We start from the raw sequence: 14665 nt of genomic DNA on the forward strand, positions 1-14665 counted from the left end.
TTGCTGCTGCTAATCAGAATGACCCGACCCGCAAGATCAGTGCAGCAGGATCTATTTCAGCACGTCAGGCAACCTATCGTATTGTGTCGGCCAGTAGTGGTGGCGGTGGCTATGTCATCGATGATCGGGGTCAAGTTGGCAAATGCGATGGAGTAGTGCTTATTTCAGGTATTGCTACTGATCTAGCCAAGAAAGCTTTCGATCCGTATCAAGCTTCGATTGTTTCAGTCAAGGTTTATGACAACTTAAAGATTGTCTCAGCCACATTTTCTAATTTAGCTGAAGCTGCAAATGCGAGAAACGAATTAGCAACTAAGCTTACAGGTGCTACAGTAAGCTTGCCAGTTATTTTTGACGTGCCTCAATTACATTAGATAATATTATCAACATTCCACCTGTAGGATTTATAGTAGGCTTGCCTAGGCTATATTTTTCCGTGGTAGCTCTCTCCGCCACAAAATAATAAAAAAGCTAATTAGTGGGATATTAAAAATTCCAATACAGTGCTTTTGGATTGTCGCTCAAAATTTGCTGCAATAAGCCACCATCAGATGTTAATTGGCGAAGCATTGCCAATTGTTTTTCATAATGCTCTTGTTCTTCAAATTGGGTATGTGGCCAGTCGCTACCCCATAACAAATGAGTTGCCCCAATTGTATTAAGCCAATAATCAAATAATGCTTGATGATCGATGGCTGGTGATCTATAGGTTGCACTTAACTTAACCCACAGTCGCCCGGTGTGGTTTTTTATTCCACTATTGTTTATTGTAAATTCTTGATTTTTTTGGGGTCTGCCAAAGTGGTTAATCACAATATCAACCCCACTTGGAATCGCCAACAAAATTTCATTTAAACGGCCGTTATCATGATTTAATTCTAAATGCATGGCTAAACCTTGAAGTAAGGCAATGAGATCTTGGTTGTCCTCAATCACTTTTAGGGGATATTGCTCGCCAGCAAGGTTTAGGCGCACGCCAGTAATGCCTTCATCTTTTAGCTTGCGTAAATGAGCAGAAGAGGTATTGGGTCTGACGACTGCTACCCCTTTTAATATTTTAGGGTTTTGTTTTATTGTTGTTAGTAAATAATCGTTATTAAAGCCAAGAAAACTGGGTTGAATTAAGATGCCTGCTTCAATGGCATTAGGCTTGGTAACTTTGCGCCAATCCTCAAATGCAGCATCGTATTTAACGGTATAGCGCGCAGTCGTACTTTGACTATCATTTTTACGAAAAATATGGAAATGAGTATCAATATTCATATTGGATATGGTAACTTAACCATCTTAAGATATAGGTTTACTCGATGAAGGGATTGCAATGAAGCTGCTATTGAGGCTAATTTTATTAGCGTTATTAACAACAGTAAGTATGACGCAAGCGCAAGAGTGGCCAGCGCGGCCCATTAATTTAATTGTTAGTTATCCTCCTGGAGGTACTGCAGATTTAATGGCGCGAACAATTGCTACCCCATTGGGCAAGATCTTGGGTACCTCAATTGTGGTTGAAAATAAGCCAGGCGCAAGTGGTCAAATTGCCGCTAGTTATGTTGCCAAGGCTAATCCAGATGGCTATATCTTGATGTTGGATGCTTCTTCTTACTCTGTTAACCCCTCTTTATTTCCCAAGTTGCCATATGATCCCAATAAAGAATTTAAGACTTTAGGTATTTTGGCCCAGTATCCGAACGTGCTGTTAGTTAACCCCAGTTTTCCGGCGAAGTCTGTTAAAGAGTTAGTGACGATGGCTAAAGCCAAGCCAAATAGTATTGCGTACGCATCCTCCGGTAATGGCTCGGCGCAACATTTAGCGGGCGCCTTGTTTGAAATTCAGGCCGGGGTAGAGATGCAGCATATTCCCTATAAAGGCGGTGGACCAGCATTAAATGATGTGCTTGGCGGTCAGGTGCCAGTATTTTTTGGCAGTGTGGCCTCGACTAAGCAGTATGTAGACGCGGGTAAATTAAACGCTTTGGCGGTTACAGGCAAAAAACGCGCCACATCAATGCCGACGGTGCCCACCATGGCCGAAGCTGGTGTTGCAGGGTATGAAGTCTATGAGTGGAATGGTATTTTTGCGCCTGCTGCAACCCCCGCACCAATTCTATTGAAATTATCTGAAGCAATAACTAAGGTGATGCAAACGCCTGAAGTAAGAGACAAAGTAATCAGTCTGGGGGGCGAGATTTTTCAAGGCAATGCAAATGAGGCGGATAAATTTATTAAGGCCCAGATGGCAGAATGGGCAAGGCTCGTGAAGAGCGGCAAGATAAGCGTCGATTAAAGCTTAAAAAACGCTATTTTTTTTGACCGAGGTAAGCGCTTGAGGGCTATTTCTGCTTTTGAGGCGCTGGAGCGGTCAGGATGGGGTTGACTGGCGAGCAAAATCACTGGTCTGCGGGAGCGGGTATACCGAGCACCAAGTCCTAAATTATGGGCCTCTAAGCGATGCTCAAGGCGATTGGTGATGCCGGCATAGTAGGTTTCATCGCTACACTCTAAGAGGTAGACATACCAAGAAAAATGGGTAGTTTTAGGCATATTTCAGCTTGCAATTAGGGGATTTGCCCTTATATTCTCATATGATATTAATTTTTGTCGCTTTAAGGTAAATCATGAGAATCGATAAATTAACTAGTAAATTTCAGGAGGCGCTCAACGAGGCGCAAAGCATTGCTTTATCGAAAGATAATCAATACATTGAGCCAGCGCATTTGCTCATGGCCATGTTACGCGAGCGAGATGGCGCAGCAAGAAGCTTATTAACCCGCGCTGGAGTCAATGTTGCCGGATTAGAAAAAGCGACTCAAAAAATCATTGATGGTTTTCCGGAAGTGCAGGGGACTAATGGAGAAGTGCAGGTTGGCCGTGATTTATCGGGCTGGCTCAATCTCACTGAAAAAGAAGCGAATAAGCGCGGCGATCAATTTATTGCTGGCGAACTTTTTTTATTGGTGATTGCTGATGATAAGGGTCCGTTAGGCAAAGCTGCTCGCGAAAATGGTTTAACCCGTAAAGCCTTAGAAGCCGCAATTGATGTAGTCCGAGGAGGAGAGTCTGTGAATAGTGCCGATGCTGAAGGTCAACGTGAAGCCTTAAAAAAATATACCTTAGATTTAACTGAGCGAGCTCGTCTTGGCAAACTTGACCCAGTAATTGGGCGCGATGATGAGATTCGTCGCACGATTCAAATTTTGCAACGCCGCGGCAAAAATAATCCCGTCTTAATAGGCGAGCCAGGCGTAGGTAAGACTGCCATTGTTGAGGGCTTGGCACAGCGTATTGTCAATGGTGAAGTTCCAGAAACTTTAAAAAATAAACGCGTATTAGTGTTAGATATGGCTTTGTTATTAGCTGGCGCTAAATATCGTGGTGAATTTGAAGAACGTTTGAAGGCTGTGCTAAATGATGTTGCCAAGGATGAAGGTAATACCATTATCTTCATCGACGAAATTCATACGATGGTAGGAGCAGGCAAGGCCGATGGGGCAATGGACGCAGGCAATATGCTTAAACCGGCTTTAGCGCGCGGTGAATTGCATTGCATTGGCGCAACTACCCTCGATGAATACCGTAAATACATTGAGAAAGATGCTGCATTAGAGCGTCGCTTCCAAAAAGTGATGGTGGATGAGCCAAGTGTTGAGGCAACGATTGCAATTTTGCGCGGCTTACAAGAGCGTTATGAATTGCATCATGGTATTGAAATTACCGATCCCGCCATTGTTGCTGCGGCTGAGTTGTCACATCGGTATATTACCGACCGTTTCTTGCCAGACAAGGCCATCGATTTAATCGATGAGGCAGGCTCACGCATTCGTATGGAAATCGACTCTAAGCCTGAGGTGATGGATAAATTAGAGCGCCGCCTGATTCAGCTCAAAATTGAACGCGAAGCGGTGAAGAAGGAAAAAGATGAGGCATCCAAAAAGCGCCTAGATTTGATTGAAGAAGAAATCAAACGTTTGGGCGCTGAATATGCCGATTTAGAAGAGATTTGGAAGGCCGAAAAGGGAGCAGTTTTGGGCGCCGCTACCCTGAAAGAGGAAATTGAAAAGATTAAAGCGGAAATTACGAAACTGCAGCGTGAAGGTAAATTAGAGCAAGTGGCCGAGCTGCAGTATGGCAAATTGCCCGAGTTAGAGCTAAAGCTAAAGTCCGCCGCAGCAGCAGAGGCAAAGGGCGATAAAGACGGCGTAGTTAAAAATAAACTCCTACGTACACAGGTTGGCGCTGAAGAAATTGCTGAAGTTGTCTCGCGCGCTACTGGCATTCCCGTATCGAAGATGATGCAAGGTGAGCGCGATAAATTATTAAAAATGGAAGAGTTATTACACAATCGCGTCGTGGGCCAGGAAGAAGCGATTCGAGCTGTCTCTGATGCCATTCGTCGTTCACGTGCAGGTTTATCAGAAGAGAATAGGCCCTATGGGTCATTCTTATTTTTAGGCCCCACCGGCGTAGGCAAAACCGAGCTCTGTAAAGCACTAGCGGGTTTCTTGTTTGATAGTGAAGATCATTTAATTCGGATTGATATGAGTGAGTTCATGGAAAAACACAGTGTGGCCCGCTTAATTGGTGCGCCCCCTGGCTATGTGGGTTACGAAGAGGGCGGCTACCTTACCGAGCAAGTAAGACGCAAGCCCTATAGCGTGATTTTGTTTGATGAAATTGAGAAAGCCCACCCTGATGTATTCAATGTACTGTTACAGGTATTGGATGATGGTCGCTTAACTGATGGGCAAGGCAGAACGGTTGACTTTAAAAATACCGTGATTGTGATGACAAGTAATATTGGCTCGCATTTAATTCAATCGATGTCCAGCGAAGGTAAAAAACAAGCAGCCATTAAAGAAGCTGTCTTTGGCGAATTGAAAAATCATTTCCGCCCTGAGTTTCTGAATCGCATCGATGAAATTGTGGTGTTCCATGGACTTGATAAAAAGAACATTGCTTCCATTGCCAAGATTCTCTTGAAAAACTTAGCTGATCGCTTGGCAAAGGTTGATATGCAACTAGAGGTGAGTGACGCCGCCTTAGATAAGATTGCTGAAGTAGGTTTTGACCCAGTCTATGGTGCGCGACCATTAAAGCGGGCCATTCAACAATACATTGAGAACCCAGTTTCAAAAATGATTTTGGAAGGCACCTTTGGACCGAAGGACGTAGTGCCAGTGGATGTCGATAAAAAAGGTGAATTTAGCTTTAAGCGGCAAGTGCATTAAGCTTGATGGTGCCATTTCATCATATGGAATGGCATTTCCCTGGCTAAAATGCAGCGCAACAAACTTGCTCGAATTTATTTCAAGCACTGAATTATCATTTCATATAGTGAATTAATAACTGTAAGTTATTGATAATGTTGGCTTAAATATTTTTATATTCTGTTGTTATAAGGCTTGCAACTTGGCTTGTAATCTCTACACTCTTATATAAGACATAAGACTGATTTTATTTATCCAAGGAGAGCATGATGAGTACACGCAAAGCAGAGGCAGCAGCAATTCAAAAGGATTGGGATACCAACCCTCGTTGGCAGGGTATTAAGCGTGGCTATACCGCTGATGATGTCGTGCGTTTACGTGGCTCACTCAAAATTGAACACACCCTCGCGAAGACTGGTGCTGAGAAATTATGGAATCTAGTTAATAACGAAGCCTATGTCAGTACTTTGGGGGCATTAACTGGCGGCCAGGCCATGCAACAAGTGAAGGCAGGCATTAAAGCCATTTACCTATCAGGTTGGCAAGTAGCTGCCGATAATAATTCGTATGCAGCGATGTATCCAGACCAGTCTTTATACCCAGTTGATTCGGTACCCAAAGTCGTAGAACGCATTAATAACACCTTTGAGCGGGCTGATCAGATTCAGTGGTCAAAGGGAATTAATCCTGGCGATCCGGGTTATATCGATTACTATGCGCCGATTGTTGCCGACGCTGAAGCTGGTTTTGGTGGCGTGTTAAATGCTTATGAATTAAGTAAGGCCTTAATTAAAAGTGGTGCAGCCGCTGTCCATTTTGAAGATCAATTATCGTCAGTGAAGAAGTGCGGACACTTAGGTGGCAAAGTTTTATTGCCCACTCAAGAATCAGTTCAAAAACTGATTTCAGCGCGCTTGGCAGCCGATGTGATGGGTACGCCAACAATTATTTTGGCGCGTACTGATGCTGAAGCAGCCGATTTAATTACTTCTGACTACGATGAAAATGATCAACCCTTCCTAACTGGTGAACGTACGCCTGAAGGCTTTTATAAAACCCGCAAAGGCTTAGATCAAGCAATATCCCGAGGTTTAGCTTACGCTGCCTATGCCGATATGGTGTGGTGTGAAACAGGTACGCCCGATTTGGATTTTGCCCGTAAGTTTGCTGAAGCGGTGCGGGCTAAATTCCCCGGAAAAATGTTGGCCTACAACTGTTCACCTTCATTTAACTGGAAAAAGAATTTAGATGACGCGACAATTGCCAAGTTCCAACGCGAGTTGGGTGCAATGGGTTATAAGTACCAATTTATAACCTTAGCTGGCATTCATTCGATGTGGTACAACATGTTTGATTTAGCACAAGACTACGCAACCCGCGGCATGACAGCGTATGTAGAAAAAGTACAAGAACCAGAATTTGCTGCGCGTGAGCGGGGTTATACCTTCGTCTCACATCAGCAAGAAGTGGGTACAGGCTATTTCGATGATGTAACAACGGTCATTCAGGGTGGAAAGTCTTCGGTAACCGCTTTAACAGGCTCAACCGAAGAAGAGCAATTTCACTAAATTTAGCTTCCTAAAGTAAGCGCAAATACCGTAAAAGCGCCTAAAGTTGTTGTGATGGCGCTCAAGAAACCTTACAAGGGTGACTTGAGCGCCTTTTTCTATTACATTCTTAGTTATGGCTAATTGCAACTTATGTGAACAAGACGGCGGTATCGTCATCTGGAGTGGTGATGATTGCCGCGTAGTGCAGGTGGCAGACCCTGATTTGCCCGGTTTATGCCGTGTGATTTGGAATCGCCACGTCGCTGAAATGACCGACTTAAGTTATTCCGAACGGGAAATTTTGATGACCATTGTATTTGCCGTTGAAGAAGCAATGCGTCAGGTGATGCAACCAAACAAAGTTAATTTAGCATCATTAGGCAATCAAGTGCCTCATTTGCACTGGCATATTATTCCGCGTTATGAGGATGATCCATTTTTCCCTGACTCTGTTTGGTCGCAACGTAAGCGGGGTGAAAAAATTAATCCGCTTTTAGTTAGACAGCAATTGGCTTTACAACTACCTAAAATGATTCGCGAAACGATCGCTACTTTGCACTAGTTAAGCAATCCCGATACTACCCCTCTCTATGCGAGTAATTGTTTAGCGATGGCCTTGGCAAATACCAATGCATGCGGGTTATCGCCATGAATACACAGCGTATCTGCCTGCAATTGAATAGTAGTACCATCGATCGTTTGCACGGTTCCTTGGTGGGCCATCGCGATAGCCTGTGCTAGCGCTTCAGCTTCATCCGATAGTACCGCGCGAGGATTACTACGAGGAACTAATAAGCCGCTAGCTAAGTAACGTCGATCGGCAAAGACTTCTTGCCACAAGGGCACTTTAAATTCTGCGGCTGCTTGTACAAAACAACTTGATGCTAGGCCATACAAGATGATGTCGTCACCAAGATCATGGACAGCTCTAGCAATACCACGCGCTAGTTCGAGATCTTTAGCTGCTTGAGTATACAAAGCACCATGCGGCTTAACATGATGCAACTTAGCCCCAGCAGCGAGCACAAATGCCTGCAACGCCCCGGTTTGGTACATCACAAAATCGTAGGCATCTTCAGCTGTAATGGCCATTTCGCGTCGCCCAAAACCATTTAAATCTGGTAGACCAGGATGAGCGCCAATGCGCACATTTTTTTCGACTGCTGCCGTCACTAAATTACGCATTCGCCGCGCATCACCAGCATGCCAGCCACAGGCAATGTTGGTCGAGCTAATATAGTTCAGCAATTCTAGGTCATGGCCCATATTCCATACGCCATAGCCTTCGCCCATGTCACTATTCAGATCAATTTTTTTATTCATGGTTTGCCTCCAAGAGCTATTTTAATTGCTGCAAGCGTCGTTTGTAGCTCTTCATCAGCATGTAAGTTTATTGCATCTGCTTCATTTAAGGTAACTGGGTTCAAGCGAATCTGCTGCCCAGGCTTTAACTGAGCTAATTTAGTTTGGGCACTACGAATAACTTCAGCAAGACGGGGATAACCCCCAGTCGTTTGGTGCTCAGCCATCATGATAATGGGCTCACCAGATGCAGGTAGTTGCACGGTGCCTAGCATCATGCCTTGCGAAGCAATTTCAGGAAAAGGTATTTTCAAAGCAAAGTCACCTTGTAGGCGCATCCCCATTCGGTTACTTTGGGGGGAAATAGTCCAGACTGTCTGCCAGAATAGCGCTTGCTCCTTTTTACTCAGTTGTTGCAAATGTAGCCCTGGTAAAGCATCAATTACAGCAATTTTTTGATTAGCGATATAGGGTGATTGGATCGACCATTTGGGATAGTGCTGCGGCTTGGATTGATCAACTAAGGCCTGCAGCGCAGGCTCCATATCAACTTGAGAAGACTGTATTAAGCTCAGAACGTCGCCTTTCTGCAGTCTTTTAGGGCCAATATTGGCACTTAAGTAGGAGCCCTTACGACCGAGAATTGTTGGCGTATCGATGCCGCCACGAATAGCCAAGATCAGCCGGTAGCCCGATGCAATTTCAGCAAATTCGACTCTTGAGCCCGCCTTGATCGAAATGGGACGGTTACCGGGAGTGAGTTGTCCATTAATTTTTACCTCACAGATACCACCAATCCAAGCGATGATGGCTGCGTTGTGAAAAATAAGGCGGGGTCCAATGGAAGTAATTTCCAGTGCAGCAGTATCGGGAGCATTGCCAACCAAAGCATTCGCCAACTGCAGGGCGGCTTGATCTACAGAACCACCAGGACTTACAGCCCAATGCATCAAACCATATCGAGGAGCATCTTGAATCGTGGTGAGCGTGCCGGAATTCATGATTTCAAGATCAATTGGCTTGGGTTCATGACTTTGCACAAGGGCAATGTTGTGTTTGTTAGCAGTCGCCTCTACCGCCTCAATTTCTAGCAGTTCAGCAAAGGTAATTTCTTCAATCTGGATCTGATCGCCAGGCATAAAGAGCCCGGGAGGATTACGATTGACATCAAATAAGGTCTCGGGGCACTTACCAATTAAATTCCAACCACCTGGTGTAGCTTGGGGATAAATTGCTGTTTGCAAGCCGGCAATAGCGATTGAACCAGCAGGAACTGCAGCACGAGGCGACTTCAGCCGTGGTAATTTAAGTTGCGGATTTAAGCCACTGCAATATGCAAAGCCAGGCATAAAACCAACAATATCGACCGTAAAATTAGACTGCTGATGTAATTCAATGAACTCACGCGTAGTTAATTTGCATTGCGCTGCACTGGTTACTAAATCAGGCGCTACGCGCTCGTCATAACAAATTCGAATGGTATGTACTTGATTGTTTGTTGGTGGTTTATTTTCCAGTGTGGGCAAAAAATTTTGCAATAAAAGATCCATTTCGAGTTTGGCAAGGGCTCGCACCTCCTCGGGAGCGCGCTGCTTAAAGTGATAGCGAATGAGTAGAGTTTCGATACCTGGAATAATATCAAGTGCCCACTCAGGATGATTTTTAAAGAGCGTCTGGGTGAGTGCATGCACCGCTTTAATGGGTGAGCTGGTCTGTGAACAATCCAGCAAAAGACAGCTATCTCCCAGATTAAAATAGGGAATCGATGCAGCAGTATGATTGACTTGGTTTTTATTTACCGAGACCATTATCTAAACTCAGGAAAAAAATTAGTGGCTAATTGCGCTACTTTATTTCTTTTTGCATCACTTGATCTGGCAACCAAGTAACCAATTCAGGCCAAATCGTAATTAAGCCCACTGCAATGACCATCATCATGAAAAAAGGAAAGGATACCTTAGCAATATAGTTACTATCTTTGCCTGTCATACTTTGCAGCACAAAAAGATTAAAACCGACTGGTGGGGTTACTTCGGCAATTTCCACTAAGAGCACAATAAAAATCCCAAACCAGACTAAATCAAAGCCAGCAAGTTGCACCATTGGTAATACCGTTACTGTAGTCAGTGCAATCATTGAAATGCCATCTAGCGCAGTGCCCAATAAAATATAAATCACAGTTAATACTGCAATCAGCGCCCAAGGACTTAAATGTAAGCTCGCCACCCATTCAGCTAGGCCGCGTGGGATGCCGGTATAACTCATGACGATCGATAAAAATGAGGTTGCACCCAACACAAACATAATCATTGCGGTTAAGCGGGTTGCCGACAAAAGGCTCTCCCAAAAGTTTTTCCAGGTGAGGCTTTTACCCAGCGCAGCTAAAATTAGCGAGCCAACGACTCCGTAGGCTGCAGCTTCTGTGGCTGTTGCGTAGCCCTTTAACATGACCCAAGTAATGAAAACAATTAGTGCTGTACACGGCAACAGCTGACCAATTGAATGGATGCGTTGGCGCAGAGAATATTTTTCAGCCTTTGGTGTTTTAGTCGGGTTGAGCAGTGCCCAAACGACAATGTAGCCAGAGAACAAAAGCATCAAAATCGCCGCAGGAATAAAGCCCGCTAAAAAAATTCGGATGATGGATTGATCGGCTGCGACAGCATAGACCACCATGATGATTGAGGGTGGAATCAAAATACCGAGTGTGCCCGCACAGGATAATGAGCCCAAAGTAATTTTTGGGTCATATCCGCGCTTGGTTAATTCAGGTAAGGCCGATTTAGCAATCGTGGCGCATGTTGCTGCAGATGAGCCTGAGACTGAGCCAAAAATACCGCAGCCTAAAATATTCACATGCATAAGTCTGCCAGGTAGCCAATTAAGCCAAGGCGCCAAACCAGTGAACATTTGCTCTGAGAGCTTGGTGCGAAATAAAATTTCGCCCATCCATACAAATAAGGGTAAAGCGGCCAGAGTATAGGAGGAGCTCGAATTCCACCAAGCATTGGCTAAATTAATCATGGTGTCTTTGTTGGAAAAAAGCCCCAAACCAATCCAGGCGGTAATGGCTACGCCAGCCGGAATCCAAATACCCATCATCAATAACACGGTCATCAGCACCAACAGCAAAAGCGCGATAGTGACAATGCTCACAAGGTTTCTCCAAAATCACCAGCTGCTAAACGCTCTTCTTGGAGCGCTTGATAACGTGGTTTCTGATGTCGGAGAACGCGGATTAGCTCATCTATTACGGCAAGTGTAAAAATAAGACTACCGATTGCGACAAAAATTTGCGGGATCCACAAAGGCACCACAATTTGACCTGGTGATACATCACCAAAGTCCCAGCTTTGATAAGTAAATAAAGTAAATGCACTAAGTGCAAAGAGACAAAATCCTAATAAGAAGAGTAGAGAGATCCACTCCATGCGCCAACGCCAAAGAGGGTTAAGGCGATTAAGGACAATTTCGACGCGCACAATGCCGCCATGCTGAAAGGTTTGCGCTAGAATGAGAAAGGCAGAGGCGGCGCAGAGCCAAGCAATGAGATCGTCGGCGCCACGCAAATTAAGGCCGAATTCGCGTGACAGTGACATCGCCATCATTAATGCGCCAACAGTCAAAATACACAAAGCCGCCAAGATGGCGGCTCCGTTAATAATGACATCAAGTAAGCGACCCAATTGAGTTCGTCTAGACTCCGTCATACTAAATCGGGCTCGCTAAGTAAATTATTTTTTAAAGGTGGTAATAATTTTTTGCCCTTCTTCACCTGCTGACCTAATCCATTCGGCCACCATAATGCGTCCGACACGATCTAAATCATTTTTAAGTGCAGGAGATGGTGGTCCAACCGTCATGCCATTTTTAGCCAAGATTTCTTTGTCGCTCTTGTTCTTCTTTTCTGAAACTTCCCAGCCCCGTTTTTGTGCCTCCGCACTTAATTTAACCAGAATCGCTTGAGTGGGTTTATCTAAAGAATCAAAATCTTTTTGATTAACCATAAGGATATTGTTTGGCAGCCATGCATCTACTTCATAGTAATACTTTAAGCTTTCCCAAACCTTAATATCCACGCCCGTTGCGCCAGAAGTCATCATGGCATTGACGGTACCCGTTGCTAATGCTTGGGCTAAGTCTGCAACTTGCACAGTAATGGGTTGTGCGCCTACTAATTCAGCAATCTTAGATGTAGCTGGATTATAAGCGCGCCATTTTAGGCCTTTAAGATCAGCCCCAGAAGTGATGGGGTTTTTAGAGTAAAGACCTTGAGGTGGCCAAGGTACAGCATATAAAACCTTGATGCCTTGTTTTTGTAGAGCCTTTTCAATGGGTTCTTTTGATAGGGCCCAAAGTTTGGCAGCTTCTTTATAGCTAGTTGCTAAAAATGGAATTGAGTCAACGCCAAAAATTGGATTTTCATTGGCCAAAGAGGAAACTAGTAATTCGCCCATTTGGGCTTGACCAGTCTGTACTGCACGTTTGATGCCATTAGCAGGAAAGAGGGAGCCGTTAGGATGAACCACAATTTTTAGTTTGCCATTAGTCGCTTTTTCAATATCAGCTGCTAAAGTTTGTAAATTTTGGGTATGAAAATTACTCACAGGATAGGCGCTAGCTAAATCCCATTTAGTTTGCGCTTGGATTAAGCCCAACGGCGCAATAAGTAATGCTGCTAAGCTAATTTTAAAAAACCATTGCAACGATTTCATGATTAAAGTCTCCTCTAGGGCGCCTATATTAAGCCGCGATTCAAAATAGTAACATTTTCACTCAGCCATTTGGCTAAATGGAGTGCACCAAATTAGGGTTTGCGAGAAATTGTTTAAAGTAAGCGCTGCAAGGCTAATGAATATGCTTGCGCATCAGGGTTTCCACCAAGGCGCTGGGCCTCCCACATCACTTGACCAAGGCATTCCATGATTTGGTGTTGGGCTTCATGTTCTGAGCCCAATTTTTGCACTAAGCGTTGTTGAATGTCGCGAATCCCTGGCGGCTGATCGATGGAAATTTGCTCGCTAATCGATAAATGCATGGAAAGATGCAAAAAAGGATTAGTAACCCCACCTTCAGGTGTGTAGTCTTTCTGGAGTGCTGCTTCTGTATTACTCAAGAGGGGGTGGTACTCAGGATGTTGTGCAATCCATTGAGTAGCCAGCGTCTCCAAGGGCGTCAAGATTTGGCTTTGAGTTTGTTTTTGCCACGTTTCGCAAAAGAAGCGCCGTACTTCTTCTCGGCTTGGATTAAAGAGCGCCACGGATTTTTCCTTGACTCGTTTTATGGGGATATTGGCAGAGTGGCTCTACCAGACAATGCGCGCAATCGGGATTACGGGCTTTACAAATATAACGACCATGCAGAATGAGCCAGTGATGCGCATCGAGTAAAAATTCTTTTGGTACACGCTTGAGTAATTGTTGTTCAACGGCTTGCACATCTTTGCCAGGAGCTAAGCCAGTACGATTCGAGACTCGAAAAATATGGGTATCAACTGCAATAGTGGGTTCGCCAAACGCCGTATTGAGAATGACATTAGCCGTTTTTCTACCCACCCCAGGTAAAGCTTCAAGATCTGCGCGAACACGTGGCACTTCCCCAGCATGCCGATCAAGCAGTAGTTGGCAGGTCGCTTGCAAGTGTTTTCCTTTAGTGCGAAATAAGCCGATATGTTGTATGTAGGGCTGAACGCCGGCCTCACCCAAGGCTAGTATGGCTTGGGGTGTATTAGCGACCTTAAAGAGTTGGCGTGTACCTTTATTAACGGAAATATCAGTAGCCTGTGCTGACAACAATACGGCTACAAGCAGTTCAAAAGGCGAGCTATATTCAAGCTCAGTTTCTGGATGTGGATTGTTGTTTTTTAATTGCTGAAAAAATGTTTCGCGTTGCGTTCGATTCATCATGGGTTGCCAGCGGCCTTCGTTTGTTCTTGGGCACGTGCAATAGCAGCAGCAATGATGGCGCGTTTACGTTCAATTTCAGTGAGCTCAGCGCTAGACTGTGCCTTAGTTAAATCTAATTCAGCCAACTTTGCTTGCGCCTTTAAGCTGAGGCGCACTTGATTATCTTTTTGCTCGCGGTCTAAGCGTGTTTCCCTTTGGTAATAGCGGCTGTGGGCTAAATCAGCGAGGGGTTGTGACCAGGCGTCCCAACCTGTCCTTTCGCCAGTCACGTCTACCATGCTGATGCAATCGACTGGGCACGGTGGAATGCATAAGTCACAGCCAGTACACCATTCAGTAAGTACCACGTGCATTTGTTTTGATGCGCCAACAATCGCATCGACAGGACAGGCTTGAATGCATAAGGTGCAGCCAATACATTGTTCGGGATGAATGTATGCCACGGCACGCGGACGTTCTTTGCCATTGACTGGATTTAGTTCGAGCTGCGGAAAGTGGGCTTGAGGAAGATTGATTTCTAAAATACGAGTTAAGCGAGTAATACCTTCAGCACCCCCTGGCGGGCATTGATTGGGGGGAGCAGCCCCTGTAGACATCGCTTCTGCATAGCCACGACAATTTGGATAACTGCATTTAGTGCATTGGGTTTGTGGCAAGGCGTTTTCTAAAAGCGCTGCCAACTCCACTGCATTCATAGTGAGAC

15 protein-coding genes are annotated in these 14665 nt (G+C 44.8%); 5 read left to right on the forward strand and 10 right to left on the reverse strand.

Annotated elements, in window-relative coordinates; genetic code table 11:
* On the forward strand, window positions 1-374 hold a 374-nt coding region (locus tag LZT21_RS03855), incomplete at its 5' end, for a hypothetical protein (protein ID WP_233989265.1).
* Window positions 375-486: 112 nt separating this feature from the next.
* Here LZT21_RS03855 and LZT21_RS03860 read toward each other — a convergent pair.
* Window positions 487-1263: an amidohydrolase gene (locus LZT21_RS03860; protein ID WP_233989266.1), complete on the reverse strand. Its 777-nt coding sequence runs from the start codon at window positions 1261-1263 to the stop codon at window positions 487-489.
* A gap of 58 nt (window positions 1264-1321) precedes the next feature.
* Between LZT21_RS03860 and LZT21_RS03865 the strand changes: the two genes are divergently transcribed.
* A complete protein-coding gene (locus tag LZT21_RS03865) occupies window positions 1322-2284 on the forward strand; it encodes a tripartite tricarboxylate transporter substrate binding protein (RefSeq protein ID WP_233989267.1) in 963 nt (320 codons plus the stop codon).
* Here the strand turns inward: LZT21_RS03865 and LZT21_RS03870 are convergent.
* A complete protein-coding gene (locus LZT21_RS03870; protein ID WP_233924323.1) occupies window positions 2281-2541 on the reverse strand; it encodes a GIY-YIG nuclease family protein in 261 nt (86 codons plus the stop codon). The two genes, LZT21_RS03865 and LZT21_RS03870, sit on opposite strands and share 4 nt — an antisense overlap.
* A 74-nt stretch (window positions 2542-2615) precedes the next feature.
* On the opposite strand from LZT21_RS03870, the gene clpB reads away from it, so the two are divergent.
* The 3 genes from clpB to LZT21_RS03885 all read left to right on the forward strand — a co-directional run bounded on the left by clpB (window position 2616) and on the right by LZT21_RS03885 (window position 7316).
* Complete coding sequence (clpB, locus tag LZT21_RS03875; protein ID WP_233924324.1) at window positions 2616-5225, forward strand: ATP-dependent chaperone ClpB; 2610 nt, start codon at window positions 2616-2618, stop codon at window positions 5223-5225.
* Window positions 5226-5473: 248 nt separating this feature from the next.
* Window positions 5474-6772 (forward strand): isocitrate lyase, encoded by a 1299-nt coding sequence (gene aceA / locus LZT21_RS03880; protein ID WP_233924325.1) that lies wholly within the window; start codon window positions 5474-5476, stop codon window positions 6770-6772.
* A 115-nt stretch (window positions 6773-6887) separates the two neighbouring features.
* Window positions 6888-7316: an HIT family protein gene (locus LZT21_RS03885; RefSeq protein WP_233989268.1), complete on the forward strand. Its 429-nt coding sequence runs from the start codon at window positions 6888-6890 to the stop codon at window positions 7314-7316.
* A gap of 26 nt (window positions 7317-7342) precedes the next feature.
* On the opposite strand, the gene LZT21_RS03890 is transcribed toward LZT21_RS03885, so the two are convergent.
* From LZT21_RS03890 to rsxB, 8 genes are all read right to left on the reverse strand, one after another.
* Window positions 7343-8077, reverse strand: a complete 735-nt coding sequence (locus LZT21_RS03890; protein WP_233924327.1) for a 5-oxoprolinase subunit PxpA — start codon at window positions 8075-8077, stop codon at window positions 7343-7345.
* Window positions 8074-9864 (reverse strand): urea amidolyase family protein, encoded by a 1791-nt coding sequence (locus LZT21_RS03895; RefSeq protein ID WP_233935785.1) that lies wholly within the window; start codon window positions 9862-9864, stop codon window positions 8074-8076. The genes LZT21_RS03890 and LZT21_RS03895 overlap by 4 nt, the downstream gene beginning before the upstream one ends.
* Before the next feature lie 37 nt (window positions 9865-9901).
* Window positions 9902-11212, reverse strand: a complete 1311-nt coding sequence (locus tag LZT21_RS03900; RefSeq protein ID WP_233924329.1) for a TRAP transporter large permease subunit — start codon at window positions 11210-11212, stop codon at window positions 9902-9904.
* On the reverse strand, window positions 11209-11766 hold the full coding sequence (locus LZT21_RS03905) for a TRAP transporter small permease subunit (protein WP_233989269.1): 558 nt from the start codon (window positions 11764-11766) through the stop codon (window positions 11209-11211). The genes LZT21_RS03900 and LZT21_RS03905 overlap by 4 nt, the downstream gene beginning before the upstream one ends.
* A 24-nt stretch (window positions 11767-11790) precedes the next feature.
* Window positions 11791-12771 carry a TRAP transporter substrate-binding protein gene (locus tag LZT21_RS03910; RefSeq protein ID WP_233989270.1) on the reverse strand — a complete coding sequence of 327 codons (981 nt, stop codon included), beginning with the start codon at window positions 12769-12771 and terminating at the stop codon, window positions 11791-11793.
* Window positions 12772-12884: 113 nt separating this feature from the next.
* The gene (locus tag LZT21_RS03915) at window positions 12885-13316 is read right to left on the reverse strand and encodes a DUF1841 family protein (RefSeq protein WP_233989271.1); all 432 of its coding nucleotides are present in this window, start codon (window positions 13314-13316) and stop codon (window positions 12885-12887) included.
* Window positions 13303-13959: an endonuclease III gene (gene nth, locus LZT21_RS03920; protein ID WP_233924333.1), complete on the reverse strand. Its 657-nt coding sequence runs from the start codon at window positions 13957-13959 to the stop codon at window positions 13303-13305. The genes LZT21_RS03915 and nth overlap by 14 nt, the downstream gene beginning before the upstream one ends.
* Window positions 13959-14657, reverse strand: a complete 699-nt coding sequence (gene rsxB / locus LZT21_RS03925; RefSeq protein WP_233935794.1) for an electron transport complex subunit RsxB — start codon at window positions 14655-14657, stop codon at window positions 13959-13961. Before rsxB ends, nth begins: the two co-directional genes overlap by 1 nt.
* Window positions 14658-14665: the final 8 nt, after the last annotated feature.

The sequence above is a fragment of the Polynucleobacter sp. IMCC 30228 genome (assembly GCF_021395205.1).
Taxonomy (GTDB): domain Bacteria; phylum Pseudomonadota; class Gammaproteobacteria; order Burkholderiales; family Burkholderiaceae; genus Polynucleobacter.

Bases quoted from the DNA above. Each gene is read 5' to 3' on its own strand.
- LZT21_RS03860 (WP_233989266.1), bottom strand. From the start codon at position 1,263: ATGAATATTGATACTCATTTCCATATTTTTCGTAAAAATGATAGTCAA.
- LZT21_RS03865 (WP_233989267.1), top strand. From the start codon at position 1,322: ATGAAGCTGCTATTGAGGCTAATTTTATTAGCGTTATTAACAACAGTA.
- LZT21_RS03870 (WP_233924323.1), bottom strand. From the start codon at position 2,541: ATGCCTAAAACTACCCATTTTTCTTGGTATGTCTACCTCTTAGAGTGT.
- clpB (WP_233924324.1), top strand. From the start codon at position 2,616: ATGAGAATCGATAAATTAACTAGTAAATTTCAGGAGGCGCTCAACGAG.
- aceA (WP_233924325.1), top strand. From the start codon at position 5,474: ATGAGTACACGCAAAGCAGAGGCAGCAGCAATTCAAAAGGATTGGGAT.
- LZT21_RS03885 (WP_233989268.1), top strand. From the start codon at position 6,888: ATGGCTAATTGCAACTTATGTGAACAAGACGGCGGTATCGTCATCTGG.
- LZT21_RS03890 (WP_233924327.1), bottom strand. From the start codon at position 8,077: ATGAATAAAAAAATTGATCTGAATAGTGACATGGGCGAAGGCTATGGC.
- LZT21_RS03895 (WP_233935785.1), bottom strand. From the start codon at position 9,864: ATGGTCTCGGTAAATAAAAACCAAGTCAATCATACTGCTGCATCGATT.
- LZT21_RS03905 (WP_233989269.1), bottom strand. From the start codon at position 11,766: ATGACGGAGTCTAGACGAACTCAATTGGGTCGCTTACTTGATGTCATT.
- LZT21_RS03910 (WP_233989270.1), bottom strand. From the start codon at position 12,771: ATGAAATCGTTGCAATGGTTTTTTAAAATTAGCTTAGCAGCATTACTT.
- nth (WP_233924333.1), bottom strand. From the start codon at position 13,959: ATGAATCGAACGCAACGCGAAACATTTTTTCAGCAATTAAAAAACAAC.
- rsxB (WP_233935794.1), bottom strand. From the start codon at position 14,657: ATGAATGCAGTGGAGTTGGCAGCGCTTTTAGAAAACGCCTTGCCACAA.